Source organism: Nakamurella deserti (assembly GCF_003260015.1).
Lineage (GTDB): Bacteria > Actinomycetota > Actinomycetes > Mycobacteriales > Nakamurellaceae > Nakamurella > Nakamurella deserti.
This window is the reverse complement of sequence record NZ_QCXS01000002.1, coordinates 970,507-985,096: the sequence shown is the minus strand read 5'-3', so window position 1 is coordinate 985,096 and position 14,590 is coordinate 970,507. Positions and strand designations below refer to the sequence as shown.

Below are 14,590 nucleotides of genomic sequence, written 5' to 3'. Positions count from 1 at the left end.
TGGTTGCGACCGGCCCGTCGGCTGTGGTTATGATCGCCCTGCTCGTGGTTCACCCCGGTCCGCTCAGGCGGCGCCGGAGGTGTCGAAGCTTTCCCCGACGTCCGCAGAGGCGGGTCGGAGTGGCGAGAGGGAATCCGGTGGAACTCCGGAACTGCCCCGCAGCGGTCAGTGGGAACGACCGCCGTCATCCGCACTGGGAAGCCTCCCGGGAAGCGACGGCCAGTAGGAAGAGCCCGGGATGCTCCGGGCTGCGCTTTCGGGTCCGTCCCGGACAGCGACCGCCCACGAGTCCGAAGACCTGCCACGCGTACCGGGAACGTCCGTCCCCGGTGGTCCGCTGCCCCGAGGGAGGGCGGGGGTACCCGCGCGCGACGCGCCCCGGTGGAGATCCACCGCGGCCCGGCGCCGGCCGGGTGTCCCCGCACGACGGGCGCGGCCCGTCCCCCCGTGTCCGAAGGACCCGCCATGTCGACCTCTGCCGTCCCCGTCCCCACGTTCACCCGCACCGTCCTCGGCCGCCCCCGGATCGGCCCGCACCGCGAGCTCAAACGGGCACTCGAGCGGTACTGGTCCGGAGCCACCGACCGCGCCGAGTTGCTCGGCGTCGCCGCGGGTCTCGCCCGCACCGACCGGGCCGCGATGGTCGCCGCCGGTCTCGACTCGGTGCCCGTCGGCACCCCGCTGTACGACCACGTCCTGGACACCGCCGTGCTGTTCGGGGCGGTCCCGGAACGGTTCACCGGCATCACCGACGACCTCGACCGCACCTTCGCGATGGCCCGCGGCACCGCCGACGTGCCGCCGCTGGAGATGACCAAGTGGTTCGACACCAACTACCACTACCTCGTGCCGGAGATCGGCCCCGCCACGGCGTTCTCGCTGCACGCCGAGGCACTGCTGACGGAGGTGGCGGCGGCGGTCGCCGAGGGTGTGCCGGCCCGGCCGGTGGTCGTCGGACCGGTGAGCCTGCTGCTGCTGGCCAAGGCGCCGCTCGGCGGGACGGCCGCGCCGCTGGACCGGCTCGACGACCTGCTCCCGCACTATGTCGCCCTGCTGTCCGCGCTCGCCGCGGCCGGAGCGGCCTGGGTGCAGCTGGACGAGCCGGCACTGACGCTGGACGTCGACGACACCGTGCGCGCGGCGACGCGTCGGGCCTACGACCTGCTCACGTCGGCGGACGACCGCCCGGCGGTGCTGGTGGCGACGTACTTCGGCGACGCCGGGCCGGTGCTGCCGGACCTGCTCGCCACCCGGATCGACGGCGTGGCCCTGGATCTGGTCAGCGGCGCGGCGCCGGACGCCGGTCTCGACTGGGCCGGCCGGCTCGTCGTCGCGGGGGTGGTCGACGGTCGCAACATCTGGCGGACCGACCCCGACCGGGCGCTGGAGCTGCTCGCGGCGCTGCGTGACCGGGTCGGCTCACCGGTCGCCGTGTCCACTTCGTGCTCGCTGCTGCACGTGCCCTACACGCTCGTCGGCGAGGCCGGTCTGGATCCGCAGCTGCGGTCGTGGTTGGCCTTCGCCGACGAGAAGGTGGCGGAAGTGGCCGATCTCGCGACCGCGCTGGGCGGCGCCGCGGTCCCGGCGCTGGACGGGGCGCGGGCGGCACTGGCCGATCGACGGTCGACGACCCGGGTGCACCAGCCGCAGGTCCGGTCGCGCGTGGCCGGGCTGCGCGAGGAGGCGTTCCGCCGCGGCGACGAGGCCCACCGCCGGATGGTGCAGGGCACCCGCTGGGAGCTGCCGCCGCTGCCGACCACCACGATCGGCTCGTTCCCGCAGACCACCGCGCTCCGCGCGGCCCGCGCCGAGCTGCGCGCCGGGACGCTGGACCGACCGGGCTACGACGCCCGGATGAAGGCCGAGATCGCCGACGTCATCGCGCTGCAGGAGGACATCGGACTGGACGTGCTGGTGCACGGCGAGCCCGAGCGCAACGACATGGTGCAGTACTTCGCCGAGCAGCTCGGCGGTTTCGCGACGACCGCGCAGGGCTGGGTGCAGTCGTACGGCTCCCGCTGTGTACGGCCGCCGGTGCTGTTCGGCGACGTGCACCGGACCGGGCCGATGACGGTCGGCTGGGCGGCGTATGCGCAGAGCCTCACCACCAGGCCGGTGAAGGGGATGCTGACCGGCCCGGTGACCATCCTGGCCTGGTCGTTCGTCCGGGACGACCAGCCGTTGGCCACCACCGCCCTGCAGGTGGCGCTGGCCATCCGCGACGAGACCGTCGACCTGCAGAACGCGGGCATCGGCATCATCCAGGTCGACGAGCCGGCGCTGCGGGAGCTGCTGCCGCCGAGGCGGTCAGACCGGGCGGCGTACCTGGACTGGGCGGTGCGGGCGTTCCGGCTGGCCACCTCGGGGGTGAGTGCCGCGACCGCGGTGCACACCCACCTGTGCTACTCGGAGTTCGGCGAGATCATCGACGCCATCGCCGATCTCGGCGCCGACGTGACGTCGGTCGAGGCGGCCCGGTCGGCGATGGAGCTGCTGGACGACCTGGCCGGGGTGGGTTACACCCGCGGCATCGGCCCTGGCGTGTACGACATCCACTCGCCGCGGGTGCCGTCGGTCGCCGAGATCCGGGCCCTGATCGACCGGGCGGTGGCGGCGGTCGACCCGCGACGGCTGTGGGTCAACCCCGACTGCGGGCTCAAGACCCGCACGCCGGCCGAGGTCGAGCCGGCGTTGCGCCACATGGTGGCGGCGGCGGTGGCGGCCCGGTCGGAGTTGAAGATCCGTCGCTGAGACAGGTTTCGGGGTGAAAACGTCCGCTGAGCGGACGTTTTCACCCCGAAACCGGCACACCTCAGCTCCGTTGGCGGAGGTAGTCGGCGACCACCTCGGCACCGAGACCGTCCAGGTCGGGCGCCACCACCCGGCCGTGGCAGCGCCGGGCCAGGTTGTCCATGAAGACGGCCAACCGCGGGTCGTCGCCGAGCACGAAGAAGGTGATCGCCGCCCGCCGGGCGGTCAGGTTGTCCAGCTCGTGGACGGTGACCTGGAGGGTCTCCGGGTCGGGCGGGTACGAGAAGTACGGCCCGGCCCCGGGTTCGAGGTGCGCGGTGGGCTCACCGTCGGTGACGACGAGCACCACCGGCACCGCGTCCGGGTGCCGGTGCAGGTGCCGGGACGCCAGCATCAGCGCGTGGTGCAGGTTGGTGCCCTGCACGTAGGCGCCCTCCAGCCCGATCAACTCCTCCAGCTCCACCTCGTCGGCCTGCCGGCCGAAGGTGATCAGCTGCAGGTCGTCGGTGCGGAAGCGGGTCGAGATCAATTGGTGCAGCGCGAGTGCCGTGCGTTTCATCGGCACCCACCGGCCGTCCTGCACCATCGACCACGAGGTGTCCACGCACAGCGCGACCGCCGCCCGGGAGCGGTGTTCGGTCTCGATCACCTCGACGTCACTCACATCCAGTGTCCGTTCGTCGCCGCCGGAACGGCGCAGCTCCGCGTTCAGCAGCGTCCGCGGCACGTTCCACGACTCGGTGTCGCCGAACGCCCACGGGCGGCTGGCGCCGGTGGGCTCTCCCGCCGCACCCGACCGCCGGGTCTGCCGGTCACCGCGGCGGGACCCGATCTTGTCCACCACGTCCTTCAGGGCCGCCTGTCCCAGCCGTCGCAACGCCTTCGGCGACAACCGCAGCGAGCCGTCCGGCGCGCGCTCGAAAAGCCCCTGGTCGCGGAGCTCCCGCTCCAGCGCGGCCAGGTCCCGGACGTCGGCCACCGCCGTGTCGCCCAGCGCCGCCGCCAGCTCGTCGAGGTCGATGTCGTCCAGCCGGGCGCCGGGGTAGCTCTGGCCGAGCTGGTCACCGAGACCCTCGAGCTGGGCGAGCTCCTCCATGGCCCGGGTGGCCTCCCCCATCCCCATCGGGTTGTCGCCGCGGAACCGTCCGGAGCCGGACCAGTCCTCGCCGGGGCGCATGCCCTGCAACTGGGCGTCGAGCTGCGCCAGCGCCTCGGCGAGCGCCGGATCGCCGAACGCCTGCCGGCTGAGCTCGGCGAGCTCGGCCCGCTGCTCCGGGCTGAGCGAGTTCATCATCCGTTGCGCCGCCGCGGCTCTCGCGGCGAGCAGGTCGACGAGCTCCTCGGTGCCCTGGGGGTTCTCCGGGAAGTAGTCGCCGTGACGCGCCATGAAATCGGCGAACTGCTGTGGGCTTTCGGTTCCCGCGGCATGGTCGGCCAGCAGCTGGTTGAGGTCGGCCAGCATCTCCTGCACCCGGGCGACGTCCTCCGGGGTGGCCTGCTGCAGTGCCTCCTTCATCCCGGCGAAGCGCTGGTCGAGCATCTCCCGGCCGAGCAGGTCCTTGATCTCCTGGTAGGCCTCGCGGGCGTCGGAGGACTGCCACTGGTAGTCGTTCAAGGCAGCGACCGCCCGACCGGTGTTGTCGGGCAACGTGTCGAGGTCCATCTCGCGGAAGCGGGCGTCGTCGGAGTCCTGCCGGGCCAGCGCCTCTCGTTCGGCGGTGAGCGCCTTCTCGAGGAGCTCGCGGACCTCCTGCAGCGTGCCGTCGACGCGGTTGTCCCGTTGCAGTTCCCGTCGCCGCTCCCACAGCTGCCGGGTGAGATCGTCCAGCCCGCGGCGGTTCTGCAGACCCTGCCGGAGCAGCTCGCGCAGCGCCTGCTGCGGCGAGCTGCCCTCCATCACGTCGCGGCCGATCCTGTCCAGCGCCGCGGTCAGGTCGAACGGCGGCGCCAGCGGGTCGGGCCCGTCGAGGTACGGGCCGTAGGAGTAACCCCGCCTGCGGGCATGGGGGCCGGGACGCCGGCCGCTGGGATCAGCCATAGCTGATGGTGTCGCCGTCGTCGCTGGGCTCCTTGGTGAGTTTGCGGGTGAGGAACAGCAGCTCCAGCGCCAGCTCGGCCGCCGACGCCATGGGGCCGGGGTCCTCGGTGCCGGTGACGCCGAGCCGCTGGGCGACGGTGGTCAACGTCTCGACCTTCGGCAGCGAGGCGACGAGGTCGGTGGCGGTGACCCGGTCGCCGGTGCGCAGCGGATGCCGGGTGACGGCCTCGGCCAGCGGCGTGAGGTCGACCCCGCGGAGCAGGTGACGCGCCGTGTCGGCGGTGGCGCGGCGCAGCAGGTGCTCCAGCACCTCCTCCTGGCGGCCCTCCTGGCCGGTGACGAACTCGAGCTTGCCGCGGAGCACCGGGATGGTCGCCTCGAGGTCGATCGGCCGTGCGGTGGGTGACTTCTCGCCGGCGATGGCGGCCCGCCGCAGCGCCGCGGCGGCGACGGTCTCGGCGGCGGCGACGGAGAACCGGGCGGACACCCCGGAACCCTGGTCGACGGCGTTGGACTCGCGCAGCAGCCGGGTGAACCGGGCGATGATCTCGAGCAGGTGGTCGGGGACGTCGGCGGTCAGGGCCGCCTCCTGCCGGATGACGGCGATCTCGTCGGCGAGCTCCAGCGGGTAGTGGGTGCGGATCTCGGCGCCGAAGCGGTCCTTCAGCGGCGTGATGATGCGCCCGCGGTTGGTGTAGTCCTCGGGGTTGGCCGAGGCGACCAGCAGCACGTCCAGCGGCAGTCGCACGGTGTAGCCGCGGACCTGGATGTCGCGTTCCTCCATCACGTTGAGCAGGGCGACCTGGATGCGCTCGGCGAGGTCGGGCAGCTCGTTGATGGCCATCACGCCGCGGTGCGCGCGCGGGACCAGGCCGAAGTGGATGGTCTCCGGGTCGCCCAGCGAGCGGCCCTCGCTCACCTTGACCGGGTCGATGTCGCCGATGAGGTCGGCCACCGCGGTGTCGGGGGTCGCCAGTTTCTCGGTGTAGCGGTCGCTGCGGTGCCGCCAGGTCACGGGCAGCTCGTCCCCCAGCTCCGCGGCCCGCCGGAGGCTGCCGACGGTGATGGGATCGTAGGGGTGCTCGCCGATCTCGGAGCCGTCGATGACCGGGGTCCACTCGTCGAGCAGTCCGGTCAGCGTGCGCAGCAGCCGGGTCTTGCCCTGCCCACGCTCGCCGAGCAGGACGAGGTCGTGCCCGGCGATGATCGCCCGCTCGAGCTGCGGGACGACGGTGCTCTCGAAGCCGACGATGCCCGGCCACGGGTCGGTCCCGGCGCGCAGCGCGTCCAGCAGGTTGCCGCGGAGCTCGGCCTTGACCGAGCGGAGCTGATGGCCGGACGCGCGGAGCGCGCCGAGGGTGGTGGGCAGATCAGCGGGAGGGGTGATTCGCATGCCCGCCAACGGTACCCGCGGGGTCGGAGGGCCCGGCGGTCGCGCCGGGCGTTCAGCGGGCAGCGCAGACCTCTTGCGTCGAGGCGTCTTCCGGCGAAAGATGCGGCGCCGACCGGCCCTGGCCGGTCACCCCGGGGCTCGGGCGCGGCGCCGCTCCGGACGTGCCGATGCCCCCGGCCGTCGGGATGCCGCCGCTGCGCCGGCAGGCCGGGAGGCCGGCAGCGACGAGAGGTGTTCCGCCGCCGCGCCGCGGTGCCGACCCGCGGGATGCGTCGGAATGCCGCCGCCGTGCCGGCTGCCGGGGAGCCGGCGGCGACGAGAGGTGCTGTGCCGCCGCGGCGTGATGCCGACCCGCGGGTGTCAGTCGCGACGCACCCCGGCGGTGATGGTGGCCGCCAGTTGCCGGTGGGCGGTGGCGGGCGTGAGGCGCCCCTGTCGGACGCTGTCGGCGGCCCCCACCATCAGCCAGGTGAGCATCGACAGGAACCACTCGGGATCGACGTCCACCCGGAAGTGCCCGCTCTCCTGCCCCCGGACCAGCAGGCCACGGATCGATTCCTCGGTCGCGGCGGTCTCGGTCAACAACGACGCCTCGACGTGCTGGTCGAGCGGCTGCAGCCCGAGCAGACCGGCGACCGCGGCGAGCCGGCTCAGGGAGTCCAACAGGCGGTCCAACGCCTGCGGTGGGGTCCCTCGGTCCAGGGCGGCGTCGTCGACCGCCCGGACGAAGCCCTGCGCCGCCGCGCGGCAGAGCTCGGCCACCAGGGCGGCGCGGGACGGGAACCGGCGGAAGAGGGTCGCCCGACTGACGCCGGCCGCGGCCGCGAGGTCCTGCATCGACGCAGCCGGGGCCAGCGCGAGGTGACGCGCGGCAGCGGCGGCCAGTCCGTCACCGAACACGGCCACCGACGGGTCGCCGGGCTTCGAGGGCGGCGGCGGCTCGACAGGCATCGCCGGAGCCTAGACCATGAGACGCAACCGTCTCATATGAGATACGGTCGACTCATGCTGACTCTGGGGCTCCTCGGGACGATCGCCGGCCTGGCCGCGCTGGATTCACTCAACCCCGTGACCATCGCCGGGGTGACCCTGATCCTGCTGGCCCCGCTGCGGAGGCCGGGCGTCACCGCCCTGGCGTTCGTACTGGGCGCCTACGCGGTGGTGCTGCTGGCGGGTGGTGCCCTGTTCATCGGCAGCGACGCGCTCGGGGACGCGGTCAGCGGCGCGGCGGCGTGGGTGCGGCGCGGCGCACTCCTACTCGCCGCCCTCATCCTGGCGGTCAGCGCCGTGCGGCGGCTACGGACCAGGACGCGGGCTGCCGTCCTGCTGCCGTCCTGGTTCGGCCCGTGGACCGCGGCTCCGCTGGGCGTCGTGGCCACCGGCGCGGATCTTCCCAACGCGTTCCCCTACCTGCTGGCCATCGAACGCCTCAACGCCGCCGACGTCCCGGTCGGACCGGGCCTGGGCGTGCTGGCCGGCTACGCACTCGTGTACTGCCTGCCCTGCCTGGTGCTGCTGGTCGCCGGCGTGGTGTGGCGGGACCACATCACCACCCGGCTCCGACGCGTCTACGAGCGCCTCGGTGCCGAACGCGTGCAGGCCCGGTCCGTCCCGGTGGCGCTCGGGTTGTTCCTGCTCGCCGCGGTGGTCGCCGTCGTCGCGCTGAACCTCTGATCGCGTCGCTGATTCCGGTCGGGGAAACCCGGTCGGACCTTCCCCGGCGCGCACCACGCTCGCGGTGGTGGCCGCCGGAGCCGTGTCGGCAGCCGCCACGTCGCGGCCGCTCGCCCACTGCGCCGACGGTCACCGAACGCCCCCCCGTTCCGAGCCGCCGCGGACGGGCGGTGGCCGCCGTGGGCCGGGGCGTCGACACTGTCGGTGGTCGATGCGAACATGTGTTCGTGTCCGATTCCGTGCGCCGTTCCGACTCCCGTGCCGCCCCGGACGAGGCCGCGATCCTGCACGCCGACCTCGACGCCTTCTACGCCTCGGTCGAGCAGCGGGACGACCCCCGCCTGCGGGGCCGGCCCGTGGTCGTCAGCGGCGGCGTGATCCTGGCCGCCAGCTACGAGGCCAAGGCGCGGGGGGTGCGGACGGCGATGTCGGGCACCCAGGCCCGGCGGCTGTGCCCTGATCTGGTCGTGGCCGAACCACGGTTCGAGGCGTACGTGACGGCGAGCCGTGCGGTGTTCGACATCTTCCGCGACACCACCCCGCTGGTCGAGGGCATCTCGATCGACGAGGCGTTCCTCGACGTCGGTGGCTTGCGCCGGCTGGTGGGGACGCCGTCCGCGATCGCCGCCGCGTTGCGGGCCCGGGTGGCCCGCGAGGTCGGTCTCAACATCACGGTGGGGGTGGCCCGCACGAAATTCCTGGCCAAGGTGGCCAGCGGCGTGGCGAAACCGGACGGGTTGCTCGTCGTCTCCCCCGGCCACGAGTTGTCCTTCCTGCACCCGCTCCCCGTCGAGCGCCTGTGGGGCGTGGGCGCGGTGACGGCCGGCAAGCTGCACGCGGTCGGGCTGTCCACGGTGGGTGACGTCGCCGACGCCGGCGAGTCCATGCTGGTGTCGCTGCTGGGCCGGGGCGCCGGGCACCATCTGCACCGGCTGGCCCACAACCGGGACCCGCGCCCGGTCGTGGTCGGCCGGCGGCGCGGGTCCATCGGCTCGCAGCGGGCGCTGGGCCGGGCGCGGCGGTCGGCCGACGAGATCGACACCATCGCGGTCGGTCTGGTTGACCGGGTGACCCGGCGGATGCGCGCGGCGCACCGCGTCGGCCGGACCGTGGTGGTGCGGTTCCGCTTCGACGACTACACCCGGGCGACGCGTTCGCGCACCCTGGCCGAGGCCACCGCGCAGACCGCCGACGTACTCACCGCGGTGCGGCTGCTGCTGGCCGCGGCGATGCCGATGATCGGTGAGCGCGGCCTCACCCTGCTCGGCCTGTCGGTGGGCAACCTCGACGGCGACAACGCCGTGCAGCTGGAACTGCCCTTCGACGGGCAGCCCGGTCTGGGCCTGGATCTCGCCCTGGACGACGTCCGGACGAAATTCGGCACCGCGGCGGTCACCCGGGCCGTGCTGCTCCACCGCGATGAGGGCATGTCGGTCCCGATGCTTCCCGACTGAGCCGGCACTTCCCGGGAGCGGCCGTTCTCACGGCGTTCGGGCTCCTAGTACGGTGCCGAGCCCCAGACGTAGACCGTGTCGCCCACCGACAGGGTGTCGAAGAACGTCGCCGAGGCGTTGGCACCGAGATGGATGCACCCGTGCGACTGCTGGGAGAGGCTGCCTTGGTGGAAGGCGATGTCGCCGTTGAAGAACACCGAGTTCGGCATGGGCGCGTCGTCGTAGATGCTCGACTTGTGGTCCTTGTGGAACCAGTACGCCGAGTACGTGCCGGCCGGGGTCCGGTAGCCGGCGCGCCCCGAGGTGATCGACACGGGGCCGTAAGTCACCTGGCCGCCGCTCTGCAGCCACGCCTTCTCGTTGGCGAGGTCGACACAGGCCGCGGCCTTCGCCGGGCACGGGTTGCTCGCATTGATCGCGGCGGCCCCGTCGGCGTTGGGGTTGACGACCGGTTCCTTGACCTTGAGCGTCTCCGAGGCCTGCGCACCGTCGAAACGCACGTCCCCGCCGTAGGTGACGGCAATGGTGTGCGTGCCGGGGGTGACCGGGCCGAGGCGCGCGCTGAGATCGCCGTCGGCGTCCAGCGTCCCCTCGGCGACCACGGCGCCGTCGTAGGTGACGGTGGCGGTACCGGTGGGGTTCTGCGGAGAGCCGATGACCGAGATCCGGACCGTGCCGCTCTCCCCGGACTTCAGGTTCGGGGTGTCGATACCGATGTCGACGGAGGTCCGGGTGGTGGTGAGTGCCATCTCGGTCTGCGCCGGCTCGACACGGTCGTTACCGGCGTAGCTGACGGTGTAGCTCTGGGTGCCCGGGTCGACGGTGGTGGTGAACTCGAGGGCGGCGGTGCCCGCCGCGTCGGTGGTGCCCTCGGCGACCGTGGTCCCGCCGACGACGACGGTCACCGCGCCGGTGAGATCGGCGGGAGGCCCGGTCGGGGTCACCGCGACGGTGACCACCGAGGAGTCGCCGTAGCGGACGGCCTCGGAGCTGCCGGTGGCCATCACGCTGGTGGTGGTCCTGCTGACGGTGAGCACGGCGCTGGTCCCCGCGGCGATGAGCCGGCCGGGGACGGCAGGCGTGAACACCGCGTCCATCTGATGGGTGCCGATGCCCAGTCCCGGCGCGACCTCCATCGCGGCCACCCCGTCCGTCACGGTGGTCTCGCCGACCCGGGCACCGTCGATCGTGAAGGCGACCGTGCCCTCGGCCGGGACCCCGGTGGCGGTGCCGACGGTCGCGGCGGCCGTCGTGGCCCCGGACCCGAGCGGGGTCAGCGCCAGCTCGATGCTGCTCGTCGCGGGTTGGACGGTCAGGGTGGTCCGGGCGGCAGCGGCGGCGAAGGCCGGGTCTCCGGCGTAGGCGACGGACACGACGTGGGTACCGGGGGTGAGATCGGCCGCGTCCAGCACGACCGAACCGGCGCCGTCGGCGCCGACCGGCACGCGGCGCTCCACCACGGTCGACCCGATGCTGACGGCGGCGGTCGCGGTGGCGGGTACCGGCCCGCCGGCGGCGGCCAGCGCGAACGTCACCTCGACGCCGGATCCGTAGGCCACGGACGTGTCGGCGGCGTGCACCTCGAGCGTGGTGTCCTGCACCGCCGCTGTCGTGGGCCCCGCGGTCGTCGGCGTGCTCTCGCTGCCGGCCGGCCCGCACCCGACGACCAACAGCGCCACCGCCGCCGCCGCGATCAGCGTCCGCGCGGTGCGCATCCCGTGTCCCATACCGTTCCCCACCTCGAGTGCCCCTGTGCCCACCGTCCGGTGGGCCGCCGGCCGTACGACCGCCGCCCCGCGACCGATCATCGCATCGGCCGTCGCCGCTCCGGAGGTGTGGACGCCCGATCGAGGCCACGTCGTGACCTTTCGGGAGCCGCTGGCCGCGACTCGGGGCCGGTAGCACCGGAGCCGGCCCGTCCCGGTGCCCGAGCGCCGCCACCGTTCGACGAAGAGTAGCCATCGATGACGCTGAGTGGAAGGGATCGGTGATCCGCCGGCGCGGGTCGCGCGCCGCGGGAACTTTCCGGGTCCGGCGGCACTCCCACGGTGGCTGACCTCACCGCCCGGCTGACCGAAGGAACCACGATGCCCGCCACGCCGCCCGCCCCCGCCCTGGACCGTCCGGCCCGTCCGGTCGCGCGCCACACCGCGTCCGCCGGTGCGGCCGCGCCCGGCCGGTGGCGCATCGACGCCGCGGCCTCCACGCTGCAGATCAGCGTGGGCGTCGGCTTCGTGGCCACCGTGCGGGGCCGGTTCACCGACGTCGTGGGTGAGGTGCGGCTGGCCGTCCCGCGGGAGGCCAGCTCGATCCGGGTGGAGGTCGCGAGCGCGTCACTCAGCAGCGGCAGTTCGCACTGGGACGACGTGCTGCACGCCGCGGGACTGGTGGACACCCAGACGTGCCCGACCATCGCCTTCGCGTCGCGCACCCTGCGGCCGGCCGGCGACGGCTGGGAGCTCGACGGCACGCTGCGCACGGCACGCGGCATCTGCTTGATCCGGCTCGCGCTGCACTGCCGCGGCGAGTCGGCCCACCGGCTGCGCTTCGAGGCCAGCGGCACCGTCCCGTCCAGGGAGGCCACCCGGCTGCTGTCCCGCCCGGGGGTGCAACGCCTGCTGGGCCGTTCGATGGCGGTGCATCTCCTCGTGGAGGCGGTGCCCGCGGAGTGACCACCGGTCGCCGGTCGGTTCCGGATCCGGCCGCATCCGGCTCCGGCTCCGGGCGATCCCGTGGCGGCTCCCGGCGCCGGCCCGATACCCCCGACGCCGTCGCAGAATGGGGTGGTGCGCAGACGCCCGGCCGCGGGACACCGGCGCCCGGCCGCAGGTACCCGGCGCGGGGCGGTCCTGGGCGTCTGCCTGCTGCTCGCGGGCTGCGGCACCGGCACCCACCCCGGCCCCGGCCCCGGCCCGGACGGAACGAGCGGCACGGTCACCGGGCCGCCGCCGACCGCCGCGATCCGGACGACACCGTCCGTCGGCGCTGTCCCGACATCCCCGCGTCCGGCCGCGGTGCCGTCGGGCGCCGACCCCACCGACCCCGCCGCGGCCGGACCGGCGCCCCGGGACACCAGCGCGCCGGGCCCCCCGCCGTCGGATCCGGCGCCCGGCCCGACGGGGACCACCGGCGCGGGGCCGTCCGTCGCCCTCCGGACCGCGGCGGCGCACCCCCCGGTCGCCGGCAGCGGGTTCGTGGCCACGGTCTCGCCGATCGACGACGCCCTCGCCGCCCGGATGGCCACCTCGTGGCGACCCGGTTGCCCGGTGGCCCTGGCCGAGCTGCGCTACCTGACGGTCACCCACCGCGGGGCGGACGGCTCCGATCACACCGGCGGGATGGTCGTCGCCGCCTCCGTGGCCGACGACGTGGTGGCGGTGCTCCGGCAGGTGTACGACGCCGGTTACCCGATCACGTCCATGCGCGTGGTCGACGACTTCGGCGGCGACGACGACGCCTCGATGGCGGCCGACAACACGTCGGCGTTCAACTGCCGGCCGGTCACCGGCGGCGGCGGGTTCTCGGAGCACTCCTACGGGACGGCCATCGACCTCAACCCGGTCGCGAACCCCTACGTCCGCGGCGACACGGTACTGCCACCCGCCGGCCGGGAGTTCCGCACCCGTCCGGACCGGCCCGCCGTGCTGCACGCCGGCGACGCCGTCGTCACCGCGTTCGCCGCCGCCGGCTGGGAATGGGGCGGGTCGTGGACGAGCCCGACCGACTACCAGCACTTCTCGGTCAACGGGCGGTGAACCCCCGCGTTCCACCGCCGCGGGCGGGGCGCGGTGTCGGTGGCGGCCGCTACCGTCTCCGGTCATGGTCGACAAGAACCTCAGCCGCATCGCGGCGCTGCTGCGCAAGGCCGAGGGCACGGACAACGAACACGAAGCGGACGCCTACCTGCAGGCCGCCCAGCGGCTCGCGACCCTGGCGTCGGTGGATCTGGCGGTCGCCCGCGCCCACACGAACGCCCGTGAACAGCGGGTGGCCCCCACCCAGCGCACGGTCGAAATCGGTGCGGCGGGCAAGCGCGGCCTGCGCACCTACGTGCAGCTGTTCCTCGCCATCGGGCGGGCCAACGACCTGATCTGCGACGTGGCCCGCAACTCGACGAGGGTCTTCGCCTACGGTTTCGCCGCCGACATCGACGCGACGGAGGCGCTGTACGCCTCTCTGGTGGTGCAGATGGTGCGTGCGTCGGACGGTTTCATCAAGACCGGCGCCCACGCCGCCGAGACGGTGGTGCGGCCGGTGCGGGTCGAGGTGCCCACCCGCCGCGGCCGCATCGTGACCACGGTCGTGCACGAACGCCGCCCGGTGCACGCCACCACCGCGCGGATCAACTTCCAGGAGGCGTTCGCCGCGCGGATCGGTCAACGGTTGCAGGAGGCCCGGACCGCCGCGCGGGAGGAGGCGGTGGCGGCCGACACGGCGGCCGGTGACCGCGGCACCGGGGTGGCGTTGGCGCTGCGGGACCGTGAGCTCGAGTTGACCGACCACTACAGCACCCACAGCAACGCCCGCGGCAGCTGGGCCGGCAACCGCGCGTCCGCGGGGTACTCCGAGGCGTCGCGGCGGGCCGGCGACCGGGCCGGGCGCACCGCCCGGTTGGGCGCCGAGCAGGCCCTCGGGGGGCGGCGCCCCGCCCTGGGTACCTGACCGTGCCCGAGATCCGCGACGGGCAGCGGAGTCTGGTCTACGACGCCGAACATCTGGTGCACCGGCTGCTGGACCGCTCCGCCGACTTCCCGGTCGTCGAGGTGGCCGGTTCACGGATCACGCTGCCGGTGGAACGGCGGTTCGCGTCCCTGGACGCGGTGCAGCACTACCTCGACCGGGTGCGGGCGCTGCCCACGGTGCGGCAGCGGTGGCCCCGGGCGGCGGTGCCGGCGACCGCCCGGGAACGGCAGGGTGGCGGCATGGCGCACTACGAGCGCGCCGACGCGGTGATCGCGGTGCCCGGGGCCACCCACGGCAGTCAGTGGGCGTTGCGCGAGCTGGTGGTGCTCCACGAGCTCGCGCACCACCTCGCCGACGAGGTGGAGCCTGCCCACGGCGGTGCGTTCGTGGCGCGGCTCGTGGACCTGGTCGATGTGGTGATGGGCGCGGAAGCCGCGTTCCTGCTGCGGGTCACGTTCCTGGAGAACGGCGTCCGGATCGGCTGAGCGTCCATCGACCGGCCGGCCGGGCCTGGTCGGCCGCGGTCGATCCGGTCGCCCGCCACCCCCGATCCGCACCGCCACCCTCGTCGGCCCTGGTCCTTTAGCCCTGGCCGGC

General features: G+C 74.0%; 11 protein-coding genes and 1 riboswitch. Of the genes, 7 read left to right on the top strand and 4 right to left on the bottom strand.

The features are described 5' to 3' along the window. Window positions 1-80 precede the first annotated feature (80 nt). A riboswitch (cobalamin riboswitch) is annotated at window positions 81-320 on the top strand. Window positions 321-465: 145 nt separating this feature from the next. Then, window positions 466-2,751 (top strand): 5-methyltetrahydropteroyltriglutamate--homocysteine S-methyltransferase, encoded by a 2,286-nt coding sequence (metE, locus tag DB033_RS04640; protein ID WP_111765658.1) that lies wholly within the window; start codon window positions 466-468, stop codon window positions 2,749-2,751. Window positions 2,752-2,812: 61 nt separating this feature from the next. On the opposite strand, the gene DB033_RS04635 is transcribed toward metE, so the two are convergent. The 3 genes from DB033_RS04635 to DB033_RS04625 all read right to left on the bottom strand — a co-directional run bounded on the left by DB033_RS04635 (window position 2,813) and on the right by DB033_RS04625 (window position 7,133). Beyond that, window positions 2,813-4,789, bottom strand: coding sequence for a vWA domain-containing protein (locus DB033_RS04635; RefSeq protein ID WP_111765657.1), 1,977 nt, complete (start codon window positions 4,787-4,789; stop codon window positions 2,813-2,815). Continuing rightward, window positions 4,782-6,182, bottom strand: coding sequence for an ATP-binding protein (locus DB033_RS04630; protein WP_111765656.1), 1,401 nt, complete (start codon window positions 6,180-6,182; stop codon window positions 4,782-4,784). The genes DB033_RS04635 and DB033_RS04630 overlap by 8 nt, the downstream gene beginning before the upstream one ends. Window positions 6,183-6,542: 360 nt before the next feature. Continuing rightward, the gene (locus DB033_RS04625) at window positions 6,543-7,133 is read right to left on the bottom strand and encodes a TetR/AcrR family transcriptional regulator (RefSeq protein WP_111765655.1); all 591 of its coding nucleotides are present in this window, start codon (window positions 7,131-7,133) and stop codon (window positions 6,543-6,545) included. A gap of 54 nt (window positions 7,134-7,187) precedes the next feature. Here DB033_RS04625 and DB033_RS04620 point away from each other — a divergent pair, with 54 nt between their 5' ends. Both DB033_RS04620 and dinB read left to right on the top strand, forming a co-directional pair. Continuing rightward, window positions 7,188-7,856, top strand: coding sequence for a GAP family protein (locus DB033_RS04620; protein WP_157970505.1), 669 nt, complete (start codon window positions 7,188-7,190; stop codon window positions 7,854-7,856). 227 nt (window positions 7,857-8,083) lie between these two features. After that, on the top strand, window positions 8,084-9,310 hold the full coding sequence (dinB, locus tag DB033_RS04615) for a DNA polymerase IV (protein ID WP_240615733.1): 1,227 nt from the start codon (window positions 8,084-8,086) through the stop codon (window positions 9,308-9,310). A 44-nt stretch (window positions 9,311-9,354) separates the two neighbouring features. Here dinB and DB033_RS04610 read toward each other — a convergent pair whose 3' ends face one another. Beyond that, a complete protein-coding gene (locus DB033_RS04610; RefSeq protein ID WP_170315474.1) occupies window positions 9,355-11,025 on the bottom strand; it encodes an Ig-like domain repeat protein in 1,671 nt (556 codons plus the stop codon). Between the two features lie 333 nt (window positions 11,026-11,358). On the opposite strand from DB033_RS04610, the gene DB033_RS04605 reads away from it, so the two are divergent. The 4 genes from DB033_RS04605 to DB033_RS04590 all read left to right on the top strand — a co-directional run bounded on the left by DB033_RS04605 (window position 11,359) and on the right by DB033_RS04590 (window position 14,478). Beyond that, window positions 11,359-11,982: a YceI family protein gene (locus DB033_RS04605; RefSeq protein WP_157970504.1), complete on the top strand. Its 624-nt coding sequence runs from the start codon at window positions 11,359-11,361 to the stop codon at window positions 11,980-11,982. 114 nt (window positions 11,983-12,096) lie between these two features. Next, window positions 12,097-13,065: a M15 family metallopeptidase gene (locus DB033_RS04600; RefSeq protein ID WP_240615731.1), complete on the top strand. Its 969-nt coding sequence runs from the start codon at window positions 12,097-12,099 to the stop codon at window positions 13,063-13,065. A gap of 64 nt (window positions 13,066-13,129) precedes the next feature. Next, a complete protein-coding gene (locus tag DB033_RS04595) occupies window positions 13,130-13,972 on the top strand; it encodes a DUF2786 domain-containing protein (protein WP_111765651.1) in 843 nt (280 codons plus the stop codon). 2 nt (window positions 13,973-13,974) lie between these two features. Further along, window positions 13,975-14,478 carry a TIGR04338 family metallohydrolase gene (locus tag DB033_RS04590; RefSeq protein ID WP_111765650.1) on the top strand — a complete coding sequence of 168 codons (504 nt, stop codon included), beginning with the start codon at window positions 13,975-13,977 and terminating at the stop codon, window positions 14,476-14,478. Window positions 14,479-14,590: the final 112 nt, after the last annotated feature.